Consider the following 23959-nt stretch of genomic DNA (forward strand, 5'->3'; position numbering starts at 1 on the left):
TTCTCAAATTTTGATAAAACACTTTATTAGTTATTTTAATGTATTTTAATAGCTTAATTTATGATTTATTAAATTTTTTATCAAAAAATGATACAAATTCGCGAGGGCATTTTCAAATTTGTATCAAATGTTGAAACAAATTTGCATACTCTTTTTTAAATTTGTGTCAAATCTTGTGAAAAATTCAAAATTTTAAATTTTTATCAAAATTTTGATAAAAATTTACATATTATACTTTAATTTTGTATCAAACTTTGAAAAAAATTTTATTTTAGCTTTTTAATGAATTTTTGAGTGGAATATTTATTGAAAAGATAAAGTGCCTTAATGCCTTTTAAAAACACACTAAAACCATCTTTTTTAGACTTTCTTGCATGATTTATCATTTCGCCAAGTATTATATAAATGCTAAAATCATCATCCTTTATCCGCTTTAATCTTTCTATCCTTTCTAAATCCTTACTTTCATCTTTTATTAATTTATTAATAGAAAAAATCCTAAATTTTTTAATCAAATTTAAGCTTTCAAAGCCAAGAGAAGCTAGTATTAAATAATACTTAATGCTTTCTTTTTCTTTTAAAAGCTCATTTTTAAAAGCTGGAGTTTGTTCTACCATTTGCCACCAATAATCATTGATATTATTACCCTTTATATCTATAAAAGATTTTAAAAATTTCCAAGGTTTTTCCCCATAATGAAAAATTTTAATATCTTTTATGCTTTGCATAAATTCAGCCCTTGTATATTGCAAACGATTTTGGCTTTCATCCTTGCATATTGTAAAAGCAAGGGCTATAACCATAAAATCCCAAGAAAAACTTAAATTTAAGATTTTATCACTAGCAATTGCTGCATTTAACAAATTTTGATCAGCCGTCTTTGAACTTATCATATTTTTAGCTATTTGAATACATTTTTCTTCAATATTAAATTTTTTATACTCGTCTACATTTATAAATAAAAAGCCAGAATTAAAATAATTTTTATCAAAGATATAATTATTTACCTTGCCATTTTCCATAAAGCACATAGTTCTTTTTTTAGAACCACAATCATTAACAGCAGCTACTATATAATCTTTTAAATCAATAGCAAATAACTCTCTTAAATCACAAAAAACAAGCATATCAACATCTAGGTAAAGAACCTTACTTACATTTTTATCCACAAAGGACATAGCCTTTAACCTATAATAAGGCAAATAATTCTCCCTAGCCGCCCCTGTCTTTTTAAAGCCTTTAAATTCATTATCGTCTATTAGGTGAATGCGAACTTCACAAGGATAAAGAGTGTTTAAATTTTGACAGGTTAAAAGCAATTTATCCCTGGTTTCATCGCTTATAAAATTTGTTAAAATGTGAAAAATATAACCTTCTTTTTTGTCTTCATCGCTTAAAATTTCAAAATTTACATTTTCATAAGAACTTAAAAAACTATCCTTGTTAGCTTTAAAAGCTGCTTTTTCGCAAAATTCTTTAAAGCTTTTTTTACTATCTGTATTTTTAACTATGCTAGTTATTAAAACAGCTAGGTATTTTATGTAATTTTCATCTGCGTTAAAAAATATATTCATCATTTGTTTAAGCCTAACATTCTTTTAAAAGCCTTTCTAGGTTGTCTAAATGGATACATAAAATTCTTTACCCATAAAGGCTTTGTTTTGCCATATTTTTTACGAAGTTTAGCATGTAAGACTTTATCAGTTTCAATCATAGGTTTAAAACCTAGCTTTAATACCTCTCTCATAACTTCATCAAATCTATCTACATTGCTTTTAAGCGATGAAATACCTTTTTTTCCATAAATTTGACCTAGTTTTCTATCTGTACCCCACATAGCTTTTTCGTTTTTTGGGTGTGGTGGAACAAAAATTTTTATACCTTTTTTTTGTAAGGAAAGCGACCAGCCCATATTTTCACCTGCAAGTTTATATTTTTGCAAACTTATAGTATCTGTAAAAAAATCATCAAGCCATTCTTTTTTAAAAAACCAAGAATGACCCACATAATCAACCTCCACGCTTTCTTCATTTGGAGTAGCACAGCCTATTCTAAACATGCCATTGTGCACATGGTGGTCCTCAGGCACATTTAAAATAGTCCCACAGGCACCATAACAACCCTCTTTTTTTTGCATTTGAACAAAACAATTTGCTAAAAAATCACACCCTGGTATAATATCGTCATCAAAAACGCAAACAAATTTTGAGTTTGCTTTTCTTTTAGCAAAATCAAATCTAGCCCAAACACCTTTATTTTCCTTTGAAATTTCTATTAAATCAAATTCATTTTTTATATTTTTTGGAATTTCAATACCTTCAAATACGCCATCTTGATATAAGATAATCTCTCTTGGCTTTAAGCTTTGTGCTTGTATGGCTTTTAATTGATTTGTTAGGGCATGTGGTCTTTTATAAAGATTTAAAACAACGGATATATCGGTATTTTCACATTCTTGCTTACAAGGCATAGAAACAACCTTGGGTAATTTTTTAATAACTTTTCTTTTTAAATATGTTCTATTTGTTTTTTCATAATATGCACTTGAAAGGGCTGAGCCAAAATCTATATATCTATTATTAGGATTTGATAAAAAAAGTCTATAAATTATCAATTCAGCTAAAGGTCCTGCTGATATAACAAAAAGTAAATTTTCTTTATTTCCAAAATCATTTTTTATATTTTCTATCATTTTGTCAAATTCATTTTTATAAAAATCATCTAAATCATCGCTTATTTCATAATGTTTTAATATATTTAAATTTCCTATTTTTTTGCCCTTTGCTCTATAATTTGCTATTAACACTACATCTTCTTCTATTTTTTCAAAATATTTTTTAAAATATTGATAATTTTTATTTACAAAAAGTTCTGCAAAAGTAATATTTTTTGATTTTATGTGCATGTTAAAATAAAAATTTAAGACACTAGTAAAGGGTGTAAGGGTGCTAGGTATTCCATAAAGAATTTTTTCATCTTCTAATTTTAAGCTTTCAAATAATTCTTTTCTAAAATTTGAATCGTTTATAGGATTTTTTTCAAAAATATGATGTTCTTCATTTAAAAATCGTTTTTCTCCATCGCCATAACGCAAAAAACTAAAATTTTCTTTATTATAAATTTTTTCAAAAATTCTATTAAATTCTTTATCTGAATAAAGCATATTTTCCATTAAAATCCTTATTTTAAATTTAATTATTCTTGTATAATTTTAACTAATTTTTCATTTACTTATATGACATGACCCTTATAGCCAGTTAAAACAACAAATTTATTAAAGCCATAAAAGCTATAAATTTTCATTATATGCCATAAAATAGGCTTGTTGCCTATCTCAACCATAAAACATGTTTCTTCTGATAAACGTGTACCAAACCCACCGGCTAAAATTAAAACTTTCATACACCAACCTAAATTTAAAAACAAGATTTTAACATATTAAACAAAAAATTAAATTTTAGCAGTTTTTACACTAAGCCATTTTTTTGTTTTTTCATCTAAAAACGGGCTTAAACCATCATAGACCTTTTTATGATAAGTATTAAGCCAGTTTTTTTCAAAATCATCTAATAAATTTTCAAGTATCAAAGCCCTTTCAAATGGACAAAGAGTTAGACTTTCAAAACGATAAAAAGCCCCAAATTCGCTCTCTTCTTCGTTCATTAACTTTTCATCAAATTCATTAAAAGCTAAATTATACTTATGACTTGGTACTATTAAAACAAGATTTTCAAGCCTTATGCCAAATTCATTTTCAAAATACAGGCCAGGTTCTATAGAAAGTAGCATAAAGGGCTTAAAGGCCTGTAAATTTTTGCTAGTATAAGAAAGGCTTAAATTTCCTTCATGTACATTTAAAAAATACCCTACCCCATGGCCTGTGCCATGTTTATAATCTAAATGTTCGTTCCATAGCACACTCCTGCCTACGCTATCAATTAAAGCTAAACTAACTCCTTTTGGAAAAATCGCACTTGTCATTTTAATGTGTGCTTTTAAAACAAGAGTATATGCCCTTTTTTGCCTTATACTTGCCTTTTTTACCCTTAAAACCCTAGTTATATCAGTGGTGCCATTTTGATACTGTGCCCCTGAATCAATTAATAAAAGTCCATTTTTATCGATTAATTTAGCACTTTTTTCATTTGCCCTATAATGAACAATCGCCCCATTTTCATTAAAACCAACTATACTAGCAAAACTATCGCTTATATAAAATTTAGCTTTTTTTCTAAAAGATTGCAATTTTTTTTCTATATCAAATTCGCTAAAAATAACATTTTCTTTAAGGCTTTCTTCAAAATACGCCATAAATTCGCACATAGCAACCCCATCACTTATCATAGCTTGTTTAATATGGCTAATTTGCTTAGCATTTTTGGAAAGCTTTAAAATAGAACTTGGATTATCATCATTTATTATTTTTACACCTTGTTTTAATTCTTTAATCAAAAAAGCCGTAGTTTTTTCACTATCAATTAAAATCGATTCTTTGATTTTTCTCATATAAGAAGTGATTTTTTCATAGGATAAAATTTTGATATTATCCTTTTTTAACTCATTTTGTAAGCTTAAATTTAGACTTTTTTTATTTATAAAAAGTATGATTTTTTCATTCATAAAAAGCAAATAAGAAAAAAAGACAGGATTATACTCAATATCACTGCCCCTTAAATTTAGCAAATAAGCTATATCATCAAGACTAGAAATCAAGTGATTTTTAAGATTTTTTTGACACAAAATTTCTTTAATTTGTTCTAATTTTTCCATCCTGCTTTTATCGATAAATTCCTCTTTGTGTTCGTAAATTTCATTAAATTTTAAAATATCTTTTTTTTCTTTAAAAAAAGGCATAAAATCCTTATGAGTGAGTTTGCAAAAGTTTTCTAAGTCCTTTTTAAGCTTATAAGAAAGGGTATAAAAATTTATACCACAACGCATTTTTTTCTTAGAATTTTGTTTAAACCAAGTAAAAATGCTATTTTCAGGGCTTAGTTTTTCTAAAATAATTTCACTTTGATTAAGCTCGTTTTTAGCCTGTAAAAAATAACGACCATCAGTAAATAAAAAGGCCTTTTTTTGAGTTACAATCAAGGTAGCATTTGACCCAGTAAAGCCACTTAAAAAGGCTATATTTTGCCAAAACGAACTTATATATTCGCTTAAATGGCAATCTGTATTAAAAAATACACATATATCTATTTTTTCATCTTGCATAATGCCTTGTAAATGCTTAATTCTTTGCTTGTAAATACTCATTTTTCACTCCAAAATAATAAATTTTAGTATTAAATTTAATTCTAAATTTATGCTTTTCATATTTAAAAACTCAATCTTTTCAAAGATAAAAATAAGCCTTGAATTTGACAATCTTTCAAGTGCTTTTAATATAGAATTAAACTCCCCATTTATCATTAAATCAAGCTTAATTAAACGAGAATTTTCTAGGCTAAGCTCATTTTCATCATTAATTTTTAAGCTTATATTTTCACTTTTTGCGATATTTGTAAGCTCATCTATATAATTTTCATATTTTTTTATAAAGGTGCTTAAAAATTCATTATAGTTTTTATTTTTTTCTAATTCTTCATTTAATTTTAAATTTACTTCTTTTAACTGCTTGTTTAAGGCTAAAATTTCTTCTTTTTTATCATCTATTAAGGCATTTTCTTCAAAAAAAATCACTTCATCAACAAATTTTAAAAATATAAACTCATAGCTTTTAAATGCAAGAAAAATAGCCACCACAATGCTTAAAATAATTAAAAGTACCTTTTCTCTTTTGCTTCTTTTATCTAAAAAAGCCATTATTTTATTCATTTTTAAAACCTAAGAAAAGTTCTTTTTCGCTACTTCTTAAAAGCTTAAAATTTGCATTTTCTTTAAAAAGCATACTAGCCTTTTTAAAGGCATCTTTATTATTAAAGCTAAGTTTTATATTTTCATCAATATTTAAGGCAGAAATTTTTAAGCCATTTTCATTTAAAAATAAAATCAGCTTTGAAAGTATTAAAAGTTTATCATTTGTTAAGGTATTTTTAAAAGTTTCAATACGACCCATTTTTTCATCATTTAAAAATTTAATATTTTCTAATTTTTGCTTGCTATCTTTTAAATTTAAACTTAAAAAGCTTATATTTTCATCAAGTTTTAAAAGCGTATCTTGCATATTTTGATTATATAATTTTGTATTTTTATACTCCTTATACTTAGGATAAGAACTAAGCAAAAAGATTAATAAAAAAAGAATGTAAACGCCAACAAAGTCAAAGGCTAATTTAATAAAGGGCTTTTTATCAATTTCTTTTTCTTTTATGAAATTTTCATTCTTACTAAGCAAAGAACTTTGCTTTAAAAGCTCATTTAATGGCTTTTTATAAAGGCTTTCTAGCTTTAAAATTTTAATTTTTTCATCAAAAAACTTAGCTAAATTAAGCTCATCATTTAAACTTATTAAAAGCTCACTTTTATAATGATTTAACAATTTTAAAATCCTAGCATTCTCGCATAAACTTTTAAAACCAGTAATATCTTTATTTTCTAATTGCGGCAGGGTTTTAAAATTTGTAAAATTATCATTTTCATAAAAACAAATAAAAGAATAATTTTTTTCAAAACAAAGTATGCAAAAATTTTTTTCTTTGATTAAATTTAAACTCGTTAAAAGCTTAAAAATAAAGGGCAAAGGATAGGCATTTTTTGCCTTTAAATTTGAAAAATGAGTAAAAAAAATATGATAAATATCATCATTTTTTACAAAAGCCATTTTATGTTGATAAGCAAGATTTAATTTTAAATTCTCACTTGCCCTTAAAAATAAATTTTCCTCATCAAATTCACCCTTTAAAAAGGTATAATAAAGCTTATCGCAAGTTATAATCTCAGCTTCTATCTTTTTCATTTTTCTAAATTTAAAAGTTCTTTTAAAAAGCTTTCATCTTTTTGCCAGTGCTTTTTAACTTGCACAAATAATTTTAATAAAACCTTACATTGTGCTAATTTTTCTATTTTAAATCTTGCACTTTTGCCTATTCTTTTAAGAGTAAGGCCATCTTTTCCTATAAGCATGGCTTTGTGAGAATTTGTATCTGTGATAATATTTGCATTTATTATTAAAAGTTCTTTTTTTTCTTCTATGTTTGATATTAAAACCTCGCTAGAATATGGCAATTCCTCGCTAACATTTTCAAAGATAGCCTCTAAAATAAAATCCTTAAATAATTCTTTTTGCGAATTTGTGCTTAAAAACTCACTATTAAAAAAATGAGGATGTTCTGGGATATACTTGCAAAGTTCATCTAAAAGGGCTTTTTTATAAGTTTTTTGTTTGCAAGAAAAGGGCAAAATCGCCTTAAAATACTCGCTAAATTTAGCATATTCATCAAGCTTATTTAAAACCTCTTCATTTTTTGCTAAATCAACCTTGTTTAAAAGAATGATATGTGGAAATTTAGGCTTTAAATTTAAGAAATTTTCATACTCATCAATTTTATCAAAAATACTAGCTACAAATAAAATCACATCACAATCTTGTATAGACTTAATAGCACTTTCAATCATCATTTGATTAAGCAAATTTTTACTTTTATGAAGTCCTGGTGTATCTATAAAAATAAGTTGATTATTTTCATGCATTATAATGGCTTGAATTTTGCGTCTTGTGGCATTTTGCTTGTGAGAGGTAAAGGCTATCTTTTCATCAAGTAAAAAATTTATTAAAGAACTTTTGCCTGAATTTGTCCTACCAACAACACTCACAAAGCCACTTTTCACAAAATATACCTTGCAAGGTCTTTATTTTCTATAATATCTCCAAGTTTTTCTTCTACCATTTTTTTATCTACAACAAAGCTTTCTCCAACATAAGAATCGGCCTCAAAACTTAAATCCTCAAGCAATTTTTCTATAACAGTGTGCAAACGTCTAGCCCCAATGTCTTGCATTTCATCATTTGCAACACTTGCTATCCTAGCAATCTCCATAATGGCCTCTTCTTCAAATTTAAGCGTGACATTTTCGGTTTTTAAAAGTTCTTCATACTGCTTTAAAAGCGAATTCTTAGGTCTAGTTAAGATAGCATAAAGTGCCTTATCATCAAGGCTATTAAGTTCTACCCTTAGAGGAAAACGGCCCTGTAATTCTGGTATTAAATCGCTTGGCTTACTAAGGTGAAAGGCTCCTGCTGCTATAAATAAGATATGGTCTGTCGTTAAACTTCCAAGCTTAGTTTGAACGCTACTTCCTTCAACTATAGGCAACAAATCCCTTTGAACGCCTTCTTTACTAGGGTCTTGTCTGCTTGAGTTTGTGCTTGAAACGGCTATTTTATCAATCTCATCTATAAAGATAATCCCTTCATTTTCAGCCCTTTTTAAAGCTTCAATTTTAATGCTTTCTATATCTAAAATTTTTTCACTAGCCTCGTTTTTTAAAACTTGCTTAGCCTCTTTTATTTTCATCTCTTTTTTAACGCGTTTTGAACCCACGCCAATAACCCTTATCATATCTTGCATAGCCCCAAGTTCTGGTGGTAAATTTGACTCTGATTCAAGAGTGCTTTGAGTAAGTTCTACTTCTATGATATTATCATCTAAGCTATTATTTCTAAGCTTTAAACGCAATTTTTCAAGGCTATTTTGATACTCATCTTGCTTTTCCTTGCTAACCCCTTTTGGAAGTGGAGGTAAAAGCTTTTCTAAAATTTTATTTTCTATATATTCTTCAATCTTATCTTTTTTCTTTTCCCTTTCTTCTTGTTTTACCAAATTTAAGGCTGCATTAGCTAAATCCCTTATCATGCTTTCTACATCCCTACCAACAAAGCCCACCTCTGTATATTTACTAGCCTCTACTTTTACAAAGGGAAAACCAAGCATTTTTGATAATCTTCTTGCAATCTCTGTTTTACCAACACCGGTTGAACCTATCATTAAGATATTTTTAGGGATAATATCATCTTGTAATTCTTTGCTTAATTTCATTCTACGATAACGATTTCTAAGGGCTATCGCTATTATCTTTTTTGCTTGTTCTTGCCCCATTACATAATCATCTAAAAATTGAACTATCTGCCTTGGTGTTAAATTCATTTTTCATCCTCGATTACATAAGTTTGTATATTTGTATTGGTATAAATGCAAATTTCACCTGCTATTTCAAGGCTTTGTTTTACTAGTACTTCTTCGTCTAATTTTGCGTATTTATGCAAGGCACGAGCTGCTGAAAGTGCGTAATTTCCACCACTTCCAATGGCTGCAATGGCGCCATCATCTGGTTTTATAACATCACCTGTACCAGAAAGCACAAAGATATTTTCTCTATCTAAAACAAGCATCATAGCCTCTAAACGTCTTAAATACTTATCCTTACGCCAAGATTTTGAAAAATCAATAACAGCCTTTTCTAAATCTCCCTTTGAACTTTGAAGTAAATTTTCAAACATGTCAAATAAATTAAAGGCATCGGCCGTACTTCCTGCAAAACCAGCTAAAACCTTGCCATTTTGCAATTTTCTTATTTTAACAGCCGTGTTTTTAAAAATAGTATTTCCAAGGCTTACTTGACCATCTCCTCCAATTACTGATTTGTTTTCGCCCCTATATGCTAAAATAGTAGTTGCATGAAACATTACTCAGCCTTTAAATCTACTTTAAATTTAGCATGAATGGCATGACCAAGCTTTACAGAAACTTCGTGTAAACCTATGCTTTTTAGGGTATCGCATTCCAAACTTTTTTTATCAAGTTCTAATTTTTTTTGTTCTTTTAAAGCATGTATAATTTCATCCTTCGTAACCCCACCAAACAAGCTACCATTTGCCCCAACGGGTTTAAAAATTTCAATGGTAATTTTTTCTAATTCTTCTTTTAATTTTTCTAAATTTGCAAGTTCAAAACGCAAATTTTCAGCCTCTTTTTTCTTATCACTTTCAAATTTTTTCAAAACCTCATTTGTAGCAAGTTTAGCAAAGCCCTTAGCTATTAAGAAATTTTGACCATAGCCATCCTTTACCTCTTTAACTTCACCTGCCTTTCCAAGTGCTTTTACATCTTTTATTAATAATACCTTCATTATTTTTCCTTAATTAAAATTTACGTCCATTTTTACCTGCTATTATCAAACGCAAAGCATTTAATTTTATAAAGCCACCCGCATCCTTTTGATTATAAACTTCATCCTCTTCAAAGGTACAATATGCAGTATTAAATAAACTATCATTTGCACTAAATCTACCCCTTACAATCACATTTCCCTTATATAATTCAAGTTTAACAACCCCATTTGCATAGCGTTGACTCTCATCAATCAAAGCTTGTAGCATTATCCTTTCAGGGCTAAACCAAAAGCCATTATAAATTAAATGAGCGTATCTTGGCATTAATTCATCTTTTAAATGAGCTGCTTCTTTATCAAGGGTTATACTTTCAAGTGCCCTATGAGCTTTAAGTAAGATTGTGCCCCCTGGAGTTTCATAACAACCTCTACTTTTCATACCTACAAAACGATTTTCAACTATATCTAAACGACCAATTCCATGCTTGCTTCCTAGTTCGTTTAATTTTGCTAAAAGCCCTGCCGGGCTCATTTTTTCACCATTTATAGCTACTAAATCACCCTTTTTAAATTCAAGTTCTATAATTTCACTTTCATTACTTGCATCTTTTAAACTCTTTGTCCAACGCCACATATCTTCTTCAGGTGCTGCATTTGGGTCTTCTAAAATCAAGCCCTCATAAGATATATGAAGTAAATTTGCATCCATAGAATAAGGCGATTTTCCCTTTTTTTTAGAAATATCAATGCCATGTTTTTGTGCGTAAGCTAGTAATTTTTCCCTACTATTTAAATCCCATTCTCTCCAAGGTGCAATAATCTTTAAATTTGGATTAAAGGCTAAGTACCCTAACTCAAAACGAACCTGGTCATTTCCCTTACCAGTGGCCCCATGGCTTACTGCATCGGCATTTGTCATATTTGCTATATTTGCTTGAGTCTTTGCAATCAAAGGCCTTGCAATGCTAGTACCTAGTAAGTATTCGCCTTCATAAATAGCATTAGCCCTAAACATAGGAAAAACATACTCGCTAACAAATTCATCTTTTAAATCTTTTATAAAAATATTTTCTTCTTTAATTCCTAAGCTTAAAGCCTTTTTTCTAGCAGGTTCAAGTTCCTCGCCCTGTCCTATATCAGCTGTAAAAGTAAGCACTTCACATTTGTACTCATCTTGTAACCATTTTAAAATAATACTTGTATCAAGCCCACCAGAATATGCTAAAACAACCTTTTTAACGCTATTTTTCATATTTTTTCCTTAGAAATAAAATTTTGTAAAATTGTATCTAATTTTAATTAAGCTAAGATTTTAAAAGGAAATTTTTTTAAAAATTTGTTTGAAATTCTTATTAATTTTGAAATTCTTATTAATAATAATTAATTACGCACATATTTAAAGAAAAAAGCTAGAATATCAAAAATATTTTTAGGAGTATGCAATGGGTACAAAACTTAGCGAATTACAAAAAGAAAAAATAAGAGAAATTGATGATATAGCTAGTGTTTCTTTTAATCAAGAGCAAAAGGCAATCGCTAAGAAAATCATAGAAAATACGCCAGATTCGGATTTGCACGAAGTTTTTAATTTTATTACGCAAAGAGTAAAGCTAGGCTTTGTTTTTGATGAAGCGCCCGAGGTTAATCACGATGCGGTTTCTTTTGTAAGGGAAAATGAGAATCTTAATATCAATATCACGAATTTAGAAAATTTGGCTGGAAATATAGAGCATAAACTCATTATTGGCGAAAATTATGATGCGCTTAAAAATTTATTAGTAACTCATTATGAAAAAATTGATGTAATTTATATCGACCCTCCTTATAACACAGAGGCGATGAAAGGTGATGGCAATGACTATAAAGATGAAATTAGCGCAAATAAATTTATTTATCGCGATAAATTCACGCGCAATGGTTGGCTAAATATGATGAATGAGAGGCTTAAACTTGCTAGGAAACTACTAAAAGATAGCGGAGTGATATTTATCTCGATTGATGATAGAGAGCAAGCTTATCTCAAAGTGCTTTGTGATGAGATTTTTGGGGAGGAAAATTTTGTAGCGAATTTTATAGTGCAACACAACCCGCGCGGGAGAAGTTTAAGTAAAATTCTAGCACAAACACACGAATATTGCATTTCTTATTGTAGGGATTATAAGAATTTAAAGCCATTTTTGTTAAATAAAACTGATAAAAGTATTGCAGAATATAATAGGCAAGATGAAAAAGGCTTGTATCGTGAAATGCGTCTTATGAATGGCAACAGGAATTTTACAAGGCAAGAGCGCCCAAATCTATATTTCCCGCTTTATGTAAATCCGCAAAATTGTTTAGTTTCCACTCAACGAAATGAAAAATATACTGATGAAGTTTTTCCTATAAATTCATTTAATGTGGAGCAGTGTTGGACTTGGAGTAAAAACAAAATAGAAAGAGAGAATGATTTAATAGTAGCCAGAAAAAAGTCAAATGGCAAATGGGGGATTTATCGTAAAGATTATTTAAACGAAAATAGCAGTTTAACAAAAACAAAAACTATTTTAGCTGATAAAATGTTTAATAATGAAAACGGGACAGAAACGATACGAAAAATTTTTAATGATAGTGTTTTTAGCACTCCCAAGCCTGTTGAACTTATTAAATACCTTGTAAATTTTGTTCTACCACAATCAATTAGTCAATCCTCGCGCCCTATTATTCTAGACTTCTTTGCAGGCAGTGGCACTACCGCGCAAGCGGTTATGGAATTAAACGCCGAGGATGGAGGTAGAAGAGAGTGTATTTTGGTTACGAATAATGAAAATAACATCGCCATTAATGTTACACGCGAGAGACTTTATCGTGTGATTAATGGCGAGGGGATTAATGGCGAATCTATAAAATGGCAATATTCTAAGGATAAAAAATGCCTTGAAGGAAATTCTGTTAGAGTTTTTGAAATAGAAACACACGAATTAAGTTTAAAGGATTTAGAAAAGGCTCAAGATTTAACAAACATTGCTAAAGGCGAATTACAAAAATTAAATCCTGAATATGACATAAACGATGAGCTAAAAATATATAGTGAGCTTGCCTCGCTTAATCCACAAAAGGATAAGTAATGCAACTGACAAACTTACAAGAACAAATGGTAGATAATATTTTTGGATATTACAATCCACAAAATAAATCTATCGTTGAATTTAAATCCCCAACAGGTAGCGGCAAAACACTAATGGCAAGTAGCTTGATAGCCAGATTAATTGAGAGTGGCGATAGATTTATCTTTATCATTGCCACGCCAAGCTCGGCGGATTTGCCAAAAGCATTTGAATCCAAACTCAATCGCTATAAAATAGACTTTAATGCGCACTTTGAAGTAGAATATATCAAGTCGCCCTCATCAAGCAAAAATGATAAAAGTGAATCTATCCCTATGATAAAACCAGAGCGAAATAAGGTCTATATTTTTGGTAAGGCAAGCTTTGGCAAAAATAGAATCCTAAGCGAATATGGAATCATTGATGATTTTATAAAATCAAGCAAACAAAGTGGATATAAAATAATTTATATAAGAGATGAGGCGCATATAGGGACAGATAAAGTGGATTCTAAAAGCGACAATAATTTTGAAAAATTATTAAACACTAGCGCACATTTTATCCTCAAAATGACAGCAACACCTAGTTTTGAAAATGGGACTCATCAAGTGACAATGAGTGAAAAAGATTTAAATAATGAAACTTTAAATGATGGAAAATTTTTGCTTAAGACGAGTTTTGAATCCATATTAGATAATGATGTGAATGATAATGAAGTGCTAGAAACTTCAATAAAAAAATTTAAGGATATTCAACAAGAATATAAAAATGCAAAAATAAGCATTAATCCTGCAATGCTAATACAAGTTGATAATGAGCCAAGTGATATGGAGAAAAAGGAGGCATATAGGAAAGAGTTAGAAAATATCAAAAAAGCTTTAAATGTGGCAAATTTATCATGGATTCAATATTTTGGTGATGATAAAGATTCAAATCGAGTATATAAGGATAATTTTAACCTCGAAAATATTACTAAAAATAATAATGATATAGATGTGATTATCTTTAAAATCGGACCTGCGACTGGCTGGGATATACCAAGGGCGTGTATGCTCGTGCAACTTCGCAATGTAAGCTCCACAAAACTAAACACTCAGACAATAGGTAGAATTAAACGCAATCCTTATCCAAATTTGGAGAAAAATGAAGTAACAGATAAATATTATTTATTTTCAAATTTTAGTGATAATGAAGTGGTGCAATATCAATATAAAGTAAGGGATAGATTCAAAGATGAGAAGTTTTTGCGTATCGAGGTAAGCAATGCAGAGGATTTAAAAGCGAGTGAAAATATCAGGGCTTTTAAAGAAAAAGTGCAAGAATATCTAAGCTGTGAAAGCAATAAAATAATGCAAAGAATTAATGCTAGATTTGTAAATGGCGTGTATAAGAAAATCGCAATGAATGTAGGTGCAAATGTGATTTATAGCAATATCACAAATGCTTTTGTATTTTTAAAAGAATATAAAAAACTTATTAATACGAATAAATTTTTGTATGACAATATCGCTGATAGTGTTAAGGAGTTTGCTAAAAAAAATAAGAAGCAAAGTGAATTTGTGATGACAATTTTGCTTGATGAGCTTAGAACTGATTTAAATAGCTTGTTAAAACAAACTAGAAAAATAAGCCCAAAATATGAGATAAAAGAGGAAAGTTATAATCCACTAGAATATAGAGAAATTTATAGCAAAGAAGAAGGAGAAAAAATAAATAAGGAGTATTTATTTGATATAAAATCAAAAAATGGAAATAGACAAATACTAGATTCTAAGCCAGAAAGAATAATCTATGATAAGTTATTTGATAGTGAAGCAATAAAAATTTGGGCTAAGAATCTAACTACCTCAAATATTTATGGAGAATATTTAGATGATGAAAATAGCATAAAAAGAAGTTATTTTGACTTTATTGTGCTATTTGAAAATGGAGTTTATTTATATATCGAAGTCAAAAGCAATGAAAAAGATATAGATTCTAATAAAACTAAACTTTTAGAAAGTGCGTATGATGATTATTTTAAAAACACTAAAGAAACATTATTTGAGAAAAAACTTGTAATTATGTTATGTAGAGTAGATAGTAAAAAAATTTATAGTAAGGTCTTTTATAATGAAAAACAATTTAAAGAAGATTTAAATAAGCTTGATTTTGAAGAACAAATCAAAGCAATATCACAAAATTAAATTGCTTATAAGACTACTCAAATTCCTTAAAATCAATAATAAAATTTTTAAGCAATAATCCGTCGCTTTTACATTTAATAGCTGTTTTAATGGCGTTTAAATCATTTGCTAAAAATAAAGTTTTTGTATCAAAGAGGTAAAACTGGGCTATTTTACTAAGTTTTTTACTTAATTTTTTATCATCACTTATTATAAATTCAATATTTAAAGCATTGCAAAGAATAGCCTCATTAATATTTTTAACATAGATTGCACATTTAATATTAAGAGTCTTTGCTAGTAAAAGTTTTTTTTCATCAAAGCTAAAACAATTGATTTTTTCCTTATCAAAATCCTTTTGAAAAAAAATAAATTCATCACTTTTTATAAGTTTATGTCCAAAAATAAGCATCTTACATCCATTCTATAACTTGACTTAATTCACTTGTTACAAAACATTTTAAGCCCATGTCTTGTAAAGGTTTTACTGGAATTATAGCATTTTTAAATTTTTGCATACTGGCTTCTTTTAAGCGAATATCAAGGCTAAAAACATCTCTAATTTCACCATTTAAGCTAAGTTCTCCTATAAAAACGCTATCCTTGCTTAGTGGTCTATTTTTAAAGCTTGAAATTATCGCAGCCACCACGGCTAAGTCAGCGGCGGTTTCTGTAATTTTCACGCCTCCACTTACATTTATAAAAACATCATAATGACCCAAGGGGATATTAAGCTTTCTTTCAAGTAAGGCTATAAGCATATCTAGCCTATTTTTTTCATAGCCCGTGCTACTTCGTTTAGGATAAGAACTTTCACAAACAAGGGCTTGAATTTCTAAGATTAACGCCCTACTTCCTTCCATAACAACGCCTAAGGCACTACCTGAAACTGCCTTTCCTCTTGTAAAAAAACGTTTTGCTATGTTTTTTGCAGATATTAAGCCCTTTGAACTCATTTCAAAAATTCCTACCTCGCTAGTTCCTCCAAAGCGATTTTTAAAGCCACGAAGTAAGCGAATTTCTCGGTTTGCATCGCCTTCAAAGTAAAGTACCACATCAACCATATGTTCTAAAACTCTTGGTCCTGCAATGCTACCATCCTTTGTGATATGTCCTATTATAAAAGTAGAAATATTTTCTGCCTTGCTTAAACGCATTAATTCAAAGGTTATCTCTCTAACCTGACTTATGCTACCAGCAACTGAACTTATCTTGTTAGAATAAATTGTTTGAATTGAATCAACTATTAAAATTTCATACTTATTTTTATGAAGTTCTTCTAGGATATTTTCTAAGCAAAGTTCAGTTAAAAGATACAAATTTTCAGTATTTGCATCAAGTCTATCAGCACGGAGTTTAATTTGAGATTTACTTTCTTCCCCACTTACATAAAGTACTTTTTTTCCATTTTTAGCTAAATTTGATGCTATTTTAAGCAAAAGCGTGGATTTACCAACACCGGGGCTACCACCTATTAAAACTAAAGAACCTTCTACTAAGCCACCACCTAAAACTATGTTAAGCTCGTCATCTTCTGTGCTTATTCTACTAAAATTTTCTAATTCTATATCTTTTATGCAAACTGCCACACTAGGCTTTAAGCTTGCATTTGCGATTTCTTTTAAAACTTGAATTTGGGCTTGATTTAATTCTACAAAACTATCCCAAGCACCACAATCAGGGCACTTTCCTAGCCATTTGCTTTGCTGATTGCCACAGGCTTCGCATTCAAAAATAACCTTTTTAGCCATAACTTTCCATTTTTACACTAATTTTAAAAATTTTAACATAAATTATTTAATATAAATTTTCATCTAAGTTTTATTTAATAATATAAAAGTATAATCTTTATTACAAAATTAAAATAAAAAAACGGATGGTAAATGAGTAAAATTTTAAAGGTAGCTCTAATTCAATTTTCACCGATATCTTACGACAGAAAAGCCAATCTTAAAAAATCCTTAAATTTAGCAAAAAACGCACTTGAAGACGGGGCAAAAATCGTTCTTTTTCCTGAGCTTTTTGATAGTGGTTATTGTATTGAGGATAGGGATAAAGAATTCGGGCTTGATTTTAGCAAAAATGAAATTTTTTCTAAGCTTTTAGAACTTGCTAAAACATATAAGGCTTATATGATAGCTTGTAGCATAGAAAAGGTAAAATCAAAGCTTTATGATACTGCCTATGTAATTGGCAAAAAAGGCATTTTAGGCAAATATAGAAAAATTTATCTTTGGGGCGATGAGATAAAAAGATTTAAAAGTGGAAATGAATATCCTGTTTTTAAGCTTAATTTTGATGAATTTAGTGTTAAGGTAGGTTTGCAAATTTGCTATGAGATAGGCTTTGGCGAGGGGGCTAGATTTTTAGCATTAAAGGGGGCTGAAATTCTTTGTTATATGGCTGCCTTTGGAAAAGCTAGAAACTATGTTTGGGACCTTGCTAGTAAGGCAAGAGCTCTTGAAAATGGGCAATTTATTCTAGCTTGCAATAGAAGTGGAAGCGAGATTTCAAAATTAAGTCAAGAAGAACTTTTATTTGCAGGAAATTCAAGGATAATTAATCCAAAAGGAGAAATTTTAGGAAAAATTACTCAAAAAGAAGGTGTGTTAATAAGGGAAATAGACTTAGAAGAAGTTGCTATTCAAAGGGAGAATTTGCCTTATCTTAAAGATATAGATTTAAAACTTAATAGCAAAATCTTAAAAAAAATTATCAAGGAGAAAAAATGGCTAAAAAAGAAATTTTAGTTGGTTATGGTGTAGATATTGATGCTGTTGCAGGTTGGCTTGGAAGTTACGGGGGCGAGGATTCTCCCGATGATATTTCAAGAGGTCTTTTTGCTGGTGAGATTGGAATTCCTAGGCTTTTAAAACTCTTTAAAAAATACAAAATTAAAGCTACTTGGTTTTCTCCAGGGCATTCTATTGAAACTTTCCCTGAACAAATGCAAATGATAGTTGATTCAGGGCATGAAATAGGGGCACACGGATATTCTCATGAAAATCCTATAGCTATGAGTGCTAAGCAAGAAGAAGATGTGTTGCTTAAAAATATAGAATTGATAGAAAAATTAACAGGCAAAAAGCCAACTGGTTATGTAGCACCTTGGTGGGAATTTTCAAATATTACAAATGAGCTTTTATTAAAACATGGTATAAAATACGACCATAGTCTTATGCATAATGATTTTACTCCTTATTATGTAAGGGTTGGGGATAAATGGACTAAGATTGATTATAGTGGCGAGGCTAAGGATTGGATGAAACCTTTGATTAGAGGGGAAGAAACTGATTTAGTAGAAATTCCTGCTAATTGGTATTTAGATGATTTGCCTCCTATGATGTTTATTAAAAAATCTCCAAACAGCTTTGGTTTCATTTCTCCAAGAGATATTGGCAAAATGTGGATTGACCAGTTTGATTGGGTATATGAAAATATGGATTATGCAGTATTTCCTATGACAATTCACCCTGATGTAAGTGGCAGACCTCAGGTTTTATTAATGCATGAAAGAATCATTAAACATATAAATAAACATAGTGGCGTTAAATGGGTAACACTTGATACTATGGCTAATCATTTCTTAAAACACTTTCCTAGAAAATAAACTTTGCCCCTTTGGGCAAAGTGCTTTTTAATCACTAACTTAAAAATGTAATAAATTTATATAATATAGCAATATATTTAAATATAAAATTAAATTTTTTAAAATAAAAATGATACTTGTGTTATGATTTAAATTTGACTTTAAAATAATATAAAAGTATTAAAATTTAAAAAATCAGCCTATAAATAAAAATTTATAAAGGATATAAAATAATAAATATAAATTCTAGTTTAGATTATAGTCCTATTATCTCAAACACTCAAATTAAACAAGAAAATAATTTAGAAGTACAAAATCAATCAAATATTAAAGAACCTGATTATCGTGGTAAAAAATTAGATATAAATATTAGAATTTTAGGACCTTATAAGAATATAGATGAAAAACAAATGCAATCTTTTAATATTTTTTTATGAAAGAAAATGAGTTAAAAGACCCTAATAAAATAGAAAAATCATCCTTTAAAAATATTCTTAGCAATGATTTTATAGGTTTAGATAGAGAAAAAACTAAATTACAAGCTTATGTTTCTATGCTATTAGTTTTAAACTTGATTCTAGTATAACACAAAAAGCAAATGATTTTATAAATGAATTTAATGAACTTATAAAAGAAGATTTAAGCCTTGATGAATTTAAAGAAAAATATCTTGATTTTAAACAAAGGCATGATGAATTTGTGCAAGAGTTTGAAGTGGCAATGGGAGATAATTTAGTTGTTAAAGATACTAAAAATTTCGTGCCTATACAAGCTAAAAGTACTCAAACTTACACAAGAGATAATTTAATAAAAGATTTTTTCTTAAATTTCTTAGAAAATGAAAAAAGCAAAGAAACAAGTATAATAGAACTTTTAGAAAATTTGCATAATATAGATGATTTTAAGATTGATATAAAAACTTAGGTTTATAAATAAAAATAAATTTTAAATTACAATCAAAGCACTTTGCAAAGATTTCAAAACGCTTCATTATGTACAAGGTTCATATTTAAATCACTTTCTTTATAGGCTGCTTTCATTTCGTTTTTTTCACCTATTGCGATAAGATTAAAAATGGTATAGCCATTTGGTTTTTTAAGTAAGTTGCAAATTTCTTCATCAGAGATCTCATATCACCCTATTCTATTTCGAATTTATACCCAACAAGTACCAAGATTATATTATTCGGTAGCTAAAAGTATATATGTTGATACGATAGCCCCATCTTCTATCCAAAATCACTTTGCCTTTTATCAGCCGTTTTTACCATTACTACTATTACGCTATCAGCCCCATTGATTTGAGAACCACCAAATGTTTTACACTCACCTATTTTATAAATAATATCTTTATTTCTAACAACTACAAATTCCACGCCCTTATACCCAAAAGAAGTTGGCACGCTAAGTGCTATTTATATAATATCATTTATAATATAATTATCAATTCGCGTATTTTTATAGCTTCTTATAGAATGTTTTTTTAATGCAAGTGCAAATAAGTTATTTTTCATTTGATTTTTCCTTTTTAAAATTTTATCGCAAATGATAAATTTTAAAGTATAAAGATTAATAAGCTAAAAGACTTAAAATCAAAATTCAAAGATTTAGAAATGTCAAGTAAAAATTTTGATTTTTTCTTTGGGGCTATGATTGGGGTATAACAACCATTATTATACCTGTCCCATATGCTAAAAAACTGATTTTTAGAACTAAAATATTCGCCATGACTTAGGTCAAGTGCTTGTAAATAATTACCCTTGTGATTTATAATTACTATAAAATCTGGATAACGTGGGTCATCTTATATTTTTAATAAAATAAGAATATTTAAAAGCTGATTTAAAATTTCTTTATTGGTTTTATAAGAATTACTTTTAAAACCTAATTTTTTAGATATATCTTTTAATTCTGCAAAACTTAGCTTATCTGTGTATAAATCTTTTGAATTTATCATTTGTAAAATATCAAGTTCGCTAAAAGTGCTATTATCAATTAAATTAAAAATAGTAGTTAATGACGTAGCACCGCAACTTTCTTCATAATTTTACCTTATCACCCTTTCATTTTTAATTTCTTGATAAGATTTAACGATAAAATCAGCTTTTAAAAGATTAATACTTATAAAAAAATATAATAAAATATACTTTCAACCTACACCTTTTAATCCTTGATATCTATGCTTTGTTGAATTTCTTTTAATTTTTGTAACATCTCCTTCCTTGCCCTATCTATTTCTTCAAAGATTAAACTTAAAGGGTCCTTGTAAATGCTGGTTTCATCTTTTTTATATTTATCTTGTTGTTCTTTAACAAAGGCGCTAAATTCTTGCTTAAATTTAGAAATATCAGTATTTGACATAATATCATTTAATTTAATTTGAGCTTGTATCATTAATATCAATTATAAAAATTCCTTGGGCTTGTACCCAAGACTTTAAATTTGTCTCATCTATACTTTTGTCATGTCCTGTAAGCTTTCCTGTGATTGTTATTTCACTTTCTATAACGCTGTAATTTGCCCTATTAACACTATTAAAAGCCCACCTTTGCTTATGTATCACCATTTATATATTTTGTGGCAGTGAAATCAAAAAGCCGACATTTAAATATTCTTTACCACCACTATTATTATTTAATATTTGACTTAGGCTTGAAGTATTGAAAAATAAAGAATTTATAAGTTTATTTTCCTTATTGTTGTAATTATATAAAAGGTCTGCACTTGTAAATTCTTTATTGCTATAAATTTGTGTAACTTCAAGAGTTTTTGTGTTATACTCATAACCTTGTGGAAAATTAGAAATATCATTAAGTGTAAAACTATCCTTTGAATTTAATACATCCTCGCCTACAATACTATAAGCATATTATAAGCATTACCTATTGTTTTAGCTATATCTACTTTTATAGAATCTATAAAAAGGTGCTTTTGTTTGAGTCTTTGCCCTTACTATGCTTTCCATGGTTGAAGAATGAAATTTTATATCACTTGAGATATTTGCAACCTCGTTAAAATCACTTGTAAAATATCCATCCTTATCCACTTCCATAACCTAAACTTTCACTTACTGATTGTGATTTATCAGTTACTAAATTTGAATTTTAGTATTTTATGAATTTAAGGCTACGCTTTGGCTTGAATCTTTTAAACCTTTGCTTTGCGTATTTAAATTAATATTTAAACTAGTATTATAATTTTGATAGTTCGAAGTTAACATATTACAGCTCTATTTATTAAATTAAAACTCATATATTTCTTAAAAGAAAATTTATATAATACACTAGTACTAAGTTGTTAAAATTCTATTTAAATCATTTTTAACTCTTAATAGAAACATCATTAGCAACATAGCCCTTAATAGCAGCATTTCTTATTTTATAAACACTTCCATTAGAATTTAAATCAACAACTATCCCACTATTTGAAAAAGTATATTGTGGTATCCCAAAAGCACCAACAGATATAGTTTTTGTAGCAGTAATAGCTAAATACTGATGTTGTCTTGGGTCTGCTATATCAACAAATTCATTAAATCCTTGTTTATTTGTATAAGAAGAACAAGTCGAATAACCATATCCACACATTACACCATTACTAACTTCGTTATCTATATCAGGAAGAATTACTACACCGATTTGTGCTATAAAACCACCAAAACCTGAATTTGCATTTTGAAAAAGTACAGGATTTGAAATATTATAACCACCCTTAATCTCTTTCATCTTTTCATAACTAAGTTTTTTACCCCTAGTGAGTTATCACTTACTGTCCCGTTTGTAATCTTTGCTAAAAAATCATCTGCTAAAGCAAACATTGAAACCAAACTACTTAAAATAGCCACACTAATAAATTTTTTCATCTTTTCCACTTTAAACTAAAATTTATTAAATCCTAACACAATAATCGTACTTATTTTAAAAAATTTAATCTTTTTATTAAATATGCTTATATCTTGTATAAATTTGTTATATTTTTAAAATTTTTTCCATAAGCTTAAGGCAAATATAGAATCAAGGTTGCAGAACTTCCACCTATGCTAGCATTTACAGACATAGCAGTATTAGAATTTAAGCTATAGGTTGAATATAGAAAAGGTAGGAATTGACCTTAATTCTGAGTTTTGTACCCCATTAATCTTTTGTTTATTTTGAAATCTTTGTTCAGCTCCTAAATCTAAGGTAATTTTTGGGCTTAAAACTATGAATAAATCTCCACCTATATAAAAACTATTTCCGTATTCAACGCTAGCAAAATCAAACTTTCTTTTTGCATTGTATCCAAAACCAGTATAAACGCTATAAACAACTGGGTCGCTGTATTCTCTTAAAGTCCTTTGTATGCTTTGAGATTTTAAATAAAAATTCTTTGTTTCATCTACTGCCTTTTCTCTTTGCATTAAGGCTGATTAAAAGGTAAGCCGTGGAATGAAGTCTGCAACACTATCAAAGGTGTATATAAAACCTAGCCATAATGAATCAAATTTAAAGGAATTTTCACTTGAATAATCATTTGTATAAAAATACGTATATTCTTGCCTTATATAACTTCCACCACCTGATATTAATATATCAAATTTAGAATGCAAGATAGAAACAAAACTTTGATTTAAGCTTAATTGCTTAGTATCATTCCAAATAGTAGGATCTCCACTTACTGTAATATTTAGATAAAAATAATAAGAATTTGCATTTCCTGTACTAAGAAGTAATAAATTTGTTATACTTCTTAAGCCTATTTGCTTTTTAAAAAGAGAAACAATGCTTAATTCATCACTTGCAAAAAGTAGATTAAATGCAAAAATAGAACTTAAAAATATTTTAAAATTTCTCATTATTACTACATAAAAGTTTGATTTTTAGAAAAAAATCAAGTTTATAAAAATTTAAAAAGAAGTCAATGTTTTATAACTTTGTATATTTTTTAAATGTATAAATTTGGAAACTACTTTTAAAACAAATTACAAATAAATTACAAAAAATAAAAATTTTTTATGTTATAATTTAATTAGTTTAAAAATTATTTTAAGGATAAAAAAATAAAAAAAATTTCTTAGTGCGACTATTTTAA

24 protein-coding genes and 3 pseudogenes are annotated in these 23959 nt (G+C 28.4%); 6 read left to right on the plus strand and 21 right to left on the minus strand.

The genetic code is table 11. The features are described from left to right. Positions 1-266 precede the first annotated feature (266 nt). The 11 genes and pseudogenes from FMM58_RS05975 to FMM58_RS06025 all read right to left on the minus strand — a co-directional run bounded on the left by FMM58_RS05975 (position 267) and on the right by FMM58_RS06025 (position 11305). Complete coding sequence (locus FMM58_RS05975; RefSeq protein WP_150141004.1) at positions 267-1577, minus strand: glycosyltransferase family 8 protein; 1311 nt, start codon at positions 1575-1577, stop codon at positions 267-269. Next, positions 1574-3172 carry a glycosyltransferase family A protein gene (locus FMM58_RS05980; RefSeq protein ID WP_150180505.1) on the minus strand — a complete coding sequence of 533 codons (1599 nt, stop codon included), beginning with the start codon at positions 3170-3172 and terminating at the stop codon, positions 1574-1576. Before FMM58_RS05980 ends, FMM58_RS05975 begins: the two co-directional genes overlap by 4 nt. A 62-nt stretch (positions 3173-3234) precedes the next feature. Then, positions 3235-3402, minus strand: a pseudogene (locus FMM58_RS05985) (sugar phosphate nucleotidyltransferase); the annotation flags it as partial. A gap of 48 nt (positions 3403-3450) precedes the next feature. Then, positions 3451-5259 carry an aminopeptidase P family protein gene (locus FMM58_RS05990; protein WP_150180506.1) on the minus strand — a complete coding sequence of 603 codons (1809 nt, stop codon included), beginning with the start codon at positions 5257-5259 and terminating at the stop codon, positions 3451-3453. A 3-nt stretch (positions 5260-5262) separates the two neighbouring features. Beyond that, positions 5263-5820: a hypothetical protein gene (locus tag FMM58_RS05995; protein WP_150141010.1), complete on the minus strand. Its 558-nt coding sequence runs from the start codon at positions 5818-5820 to the stop codon at positions 5263-5265. After that, positions 5813-6901 (minus strand): hypothetical protein, encoded by a 1089-nt coding sequence (locus FMM58_RS06000; protein WP_150152113.1) that lies wholly within the window; start codon positions 6899-6901, stop codon positions 5813-5815. Before FMM58_RS06000 ends, FMM58_RS05995 begins: the two co-directional genes overlap by 8 nt. Next, on the minus strand, positions 6898-7773 hold the full coding sequence (gene era / locus FMM58_RS06005) for a GTPase Era (protein WP_150152110.1): 876 nt from the start codon (positions 7771-7773) through the stop codon (positions 6898-6900). Before era ends, FMM58_RS06000 begins: the two co-directional genes overlap by 4 nt. After that, a complete protein-coding gene (hslU, locus tag FMM58_RS06010) occupies positions 7770-9089 on the minus strand; it encodes an HslU--HslV peptidase ATPase subunit (RefSeq protein ID WP_150152108.1) in 1320 nt (439 codons plus the stop codon). Before hslU ends, era begins: the two co-directional genes overlap by 4 nt. Then, positions 9086-9628, minus strand: coding sequence for an ATP-dependent protease subunit HslV (gene hslV / locus FMM58_RS06015; protein WP_150141018.1), 543 nt, complete (start codon positions 9626-9628; stop codon positions 9086-9088). Before hslV ends, hslU begins: the two co-directional genes overlap by 4 nt. Continuing rightward, entirely contained in the window at positions 9628-10071 is a 444-nt protein-coding gene (rplI, locus tag FMM58_RS06020) for a 50S ribosomal protein L9 (protein ID WP_150141020.1), read from the minus strand. The genes hslV and rplI overlap by 1 nt, the downstream gene beginning before the upstream one ends. A gap of 13 nt (positions 10072-10084) precedes the next feature. Then, the gene (locus tag FMM58_RS06025; RefSeq protein WP_150141022.1) at positions 10085-11305 is read right to left on the minus strand and encodes an argininosuccinate synthase; all 1221 of its coding nucleotides are present in this window, start codon (positions 11303-11305) and stop codon (positions 10085-10087) included. Between the two features lie 190 nt (positions 11306-11495). Here FMM58_RS06025 and FMM58_RS06030 point away from each other — a divergent pair, with 190 nt between their 5' ends. Further along, positions 11496-13157 (plus strand): site-specific DNA-methyltransferase, encoded by a 1662-nt coding sequence (locus FMM58_RS06030; RefSeq protein ID WP_150180507.1) that lies wholly within the window; start codon positions 11496-11498, stop codon positions 13155-13157. Then, positions 13157-15322, plus strand: coding sequence for a DEAD/DEAH box helicase (locus tag FMM58_RS06035; RefSeq protein WP_150180508.1), 2166 nt, complete (start codon positions 13157-13159; stop codon positions 15320-15322). Before FMM58_RS06030 ends, FMM58_RS06035 begins: the two co-directional genes overlap by 1 nt. Before the next feature lie 13 nt (positions 15323-15335). Here the strand turns inward: FMM58_RS06035 and FMM58_RS06040 are convergent, their stop codons facing one another. Beyond that, entirely contained in the window at positions 15336-15713 is a 378-nt protein-coding gene (locus FMM58_RS06040; protein ID WP_150141028.1) for a hypothetical protein, read from the minus strand. A gap of 1 nt (position 15714) precedes the next feature. Then, entirely contained in the window at positions 15715-17052 is a 1338-nt protein-coding gene (radA, locus tag FMM58_RS06045; RefSeq protein ID WP_150141030.1) for a DNA repair protein RadA, read from the minus strand. A gap of 132 nt (positions 17053-17184) precedes the next feature. On the opposite strand from radA, the gene FMM58_RS06050 reads away from it, so the two are divergent. From FMM58_RS06050 to FMM58_RS06060, 4 genes are all read left to right on the plus strand, one after another. Beyond that, positions 17185-18051, plus strand: a complete 867-nt coding sequence (locus FMM58_RS06050; RefSeq protein WP_150152093.1) for a carbon-nitrogen hydrolase family protein — start codon at positions 17185-17187, stop codon at positions 18049-18051. After that, positions 18030-18911, plus strand: a complete 882-nt coding sequence (locus tag FMM58_RS06055) for a polysaccharide deacetylase family protein (protein WP_150152090.1) — start codon at positions 18030-18032, stop codon at positions 18909-18911. The genes FMM58_RS06050 and FMM58_RS06055 overlap by 22 nt, the downstream gene beginning before the upstream one ends. Before the next feature lie 412 nt (positions 18912-19323). Then, positions 19324-19476: a hypothetical protein gene (locus FMM58_RS08735; RefSeq protein WP_190317957.1), complete on the plus strand. Its 153-nt coding sequence runs from the start codon at positions 19324-19326 to the stop codon at positions 19474-19476. 113 nt (positions 19477-19589) lie between these two features. Beyond that, the gene (locus FMM58_RS06060) at positions 19590-19814 is read left to right on the plus strand and encodes a hypothetical protein (protein ID WP_150141036.1); all 225 of its coding nucleotides are present in this window, start codon (positions 19590-19592) and stop codon (positions 19812-19814) included. Between the two features lie 304 nt (positions 19815-20118). On the opposite strand, the gene FMM58_RS08740 is transcribed toward FMM58_RS06060, so the two are convergent. The 8 genes and pseudogenes from FMM58_RS08740 to FMM58_RS06085 all read right to left on the minus strand — a co-directional run bounded on the left by FMM58_RS08740 (position 20119) and on the right by FMM58_RS06085 (position 23723). Beyond that, entirely contained in the window at positions 20119-20292 is a 174-nt protein-coding gene (locus FMM58_RS08740; RefSeq protein ID WP_190317958.1) for a hypothetical protein, read from the minus strand. Between the two features lie 152 nt (positions 20293-20444). Beyond that, a pseudogene (locus FMM58_RS06065) lies at positions 20445-21032 on the minus strand (cysteine peptidase family C39 domain-containing protein). Between the two features lie 20 nt (positions 21033-21052). Further along, positions 21053-21292, minus strand: coding sequence for a hypothetical protein (locus tag FMM58_RS06070; RefSeq protein ID WP_150151926.1), 240 nt, complete (start codon positions 21290-21292; stop codon positions 21053-21055). After that, entirely contained in the window at positions 21264-21455 is a 192-nt protein-coding gene (locus FMM58_RS06075; RefSeq protein WP_150151923.1) for a hypothetical protein, read from the minus strand. Before FMM58_RS06075 ends, FMM58_RS06070 begins: the two co-directional genes overlap by 29 nt. A gap of 324 nt (positions 21456-21779) precedes the next feature. Next, the gene (locus FMM58_RS08745; protein ID WP_190317959.1) at positions 21780-21941 is read right to left on the minus strand and encodes a hypothetical protein; all 162 of its coding nucleotides are present in this window, start codon (positions 21939-21941) and stop codon (positions 21780-21782) included. A 268-nt stretch (positions 21942-22209) separates the two neighbouring features. Beyond that, positions 22210-22614 (minus strand): hypothetical protein, encoded by a 405-nt coding sequence (locus tag FMM58_RS06080; protein WP_150151920.1) that lies wholly within the window; start codon positions 22612-22614, stop codon positions 22210-22212. Then, positions 22611-22751, minus strand: a complete 141-nt coding sequence (locus tag FMM58_RS08750; RefSeq protein ID WP_190317960.1) for a hypothetical protein — start codon at positions 22749-22751, stop codon at positions 22611-22613. The genes FMM58_RS06080 and FMM58_RS08750 overlap by 4 nt, the downstream gene beginning before the upstream one ends. A gap of 114 nt (positions 22752-22865) precedes the next feature. Beyond that, positions 22866-23723, minus strand: a pseudogene (locus tag FMM58_RS06085) (hypothetical protein). Positions 23724-23959 lie beyond the last annotated feature (236 nt).

Origin of the sequence: Campylobacter sp. LR291e, assembly GCF_008633915.1 — a bacterium.
Taxonomy (GTDB): Bacteria; Campylobacterota; Campylobacteria; order Campylobacterales; family Campylobacteraceae; genus Campylobacter_D.

Excerpts from the sequence above, each read along its gene's own strand:
- FMM58_RS05975 (WP_150141004.1), bottom strand. The coding sequence starts at position 1,577 with ATGATGAATATATTTTTTAACGCAGATGAAAATTACATAAAATACCTA.
- FMM58_RS05980 (WP_150180505.1), bottom strand. The coding sequence starts at position 3,172 with ATGGAAAATATGCTTTATTCAGATAAAGAATTTAATAGAATTTTTGAA.
- FMM58_RS05990 (WP_150180506.1), bottom strand. The coding sequence starts at position 5,259 with ATGAGTATTTACAAGCAAAGAATTAAGCATTTACAAGGCATTATGCAA.
- FMM58_RS05995 (WP_150141010.1), bottom strand. The coding sequence starts at position 5,820 with ATGAATAAAATAATGGCTTTTTTAGATAAAAGAAGCAAAAGAGAAAAG.
- FMM58_RS06000 (WP_150152113.1), bottom strand. The coding sequence starts at position 6,901 with ATGAAAAAGATAGAAGCTGAGATTATAACTTGCGATAAGCTTTATTAT.
- hslU (WP_150152108.1), bottom strand. The coding sequence starts at position 9,089 with ATGAATTTAACACCAAGGCAGATAGTTCAATTTTTAGATGATTATGTA.
- hslV (WP_150141018.1), bottom strand. The coding sequence starts at position 9,628 with ATGTTTCATGCAACTACTATTTTAGCATATAGGGGCGAAAACAAATCA.
- rplI (WP_150141020.1), bottom strand. The coding sequence starts at position 10,071 with ATGAAGGTATTATTAATAAAAGATGTAAAAGCACTTGGAAAGGCAGGT.
- FMM58_RS06025 (WP_150141022.1), bottom strand. The coding sequence starts at position 11,305 with ATGAAAAATAGCGTTAAAAAGGTTGTTTTAGCATATTCTGGTGGGCTT.
- FMM58_RS06030 (WP_150180507.1), top strand. The coding sequence starts at position 11,496 with ATGGGTACAAAACTTAGCGAATTACAAAAAGAAAAAATAAGAGAAATT.
- FMM58_RS06035 (WP_150180508.1), top strand. The coding sequence starts at position 13,157 with ATGCAACTGACAAACTTACAAGAACAAATGGTAGATAATATTTTTGGA.
- FMM58_RS06040 (WP_150141028.1), bottom strand. The coding sequence starts at position 15,713 with ATGCTTATTTTTGGACATAAACTTATAAAAAGTGATGAATTTATTTTT.
- radA (WP_150141030.1), bottom strand. The coding sequence starts at position 17,052 with ATGGCTAAAAAGGTTATTTTTGAATGCGAAGCCTGTGGCAATCAGCAA.
- FMM58_RS06050 (WP_150152093.1), top strand. The coding sequence starts at position 17,185 with ATGAGTAAAATTTTAAAGGTAGCTCTAATTCAATTTTCACCGATATCT.
- FMM58_RS06055 (WP_150152090.1), top strand. The coding sequence starts at position 18,030 with ATGGCTAAAAAAGAAATTTTAGTTGGTTATGGTGTAGATATTGATGCT.
- FMM58_RS08735 (WP_190317957.1), top strand. The coding sequence starts at position 19,324 with ATGAAAGAAAATGAGTTAAAAGACCCTAATAAAATAGAAAAATCATCC.
- FMM58_RS06075 (WP_150151923.1), bottom strand. The coding sequence starts at position 21,455 with ATGGTGATACATAAGCAAAGGTGGGCTTTTAATAGTGTTAATAGGGCA.
- FMM58_RS08745 (WP_190317959.1), bottom strand. The coding sequence starts at position 21,941 with ATGGAAGTGGATAAGGATGGATATTTTACAAGTGATTTTAACGAGGTT.
- FMM58_RS06080 (WP_150151920.1), bottom strand. The coding sequence starts at position 22,614 with ATGAAAGAGATTAAGGGTGGTTATAATATTTCAAATCCTGTACTTTTT.
- FMM58_RS08750 (WP_190317960.1), bottom strand. The coding sequence starts at position 22,751 with ATGAAAAAATTTATTAGTGTGGCTATTTTAAGTAGTTTGGTTTCAATG.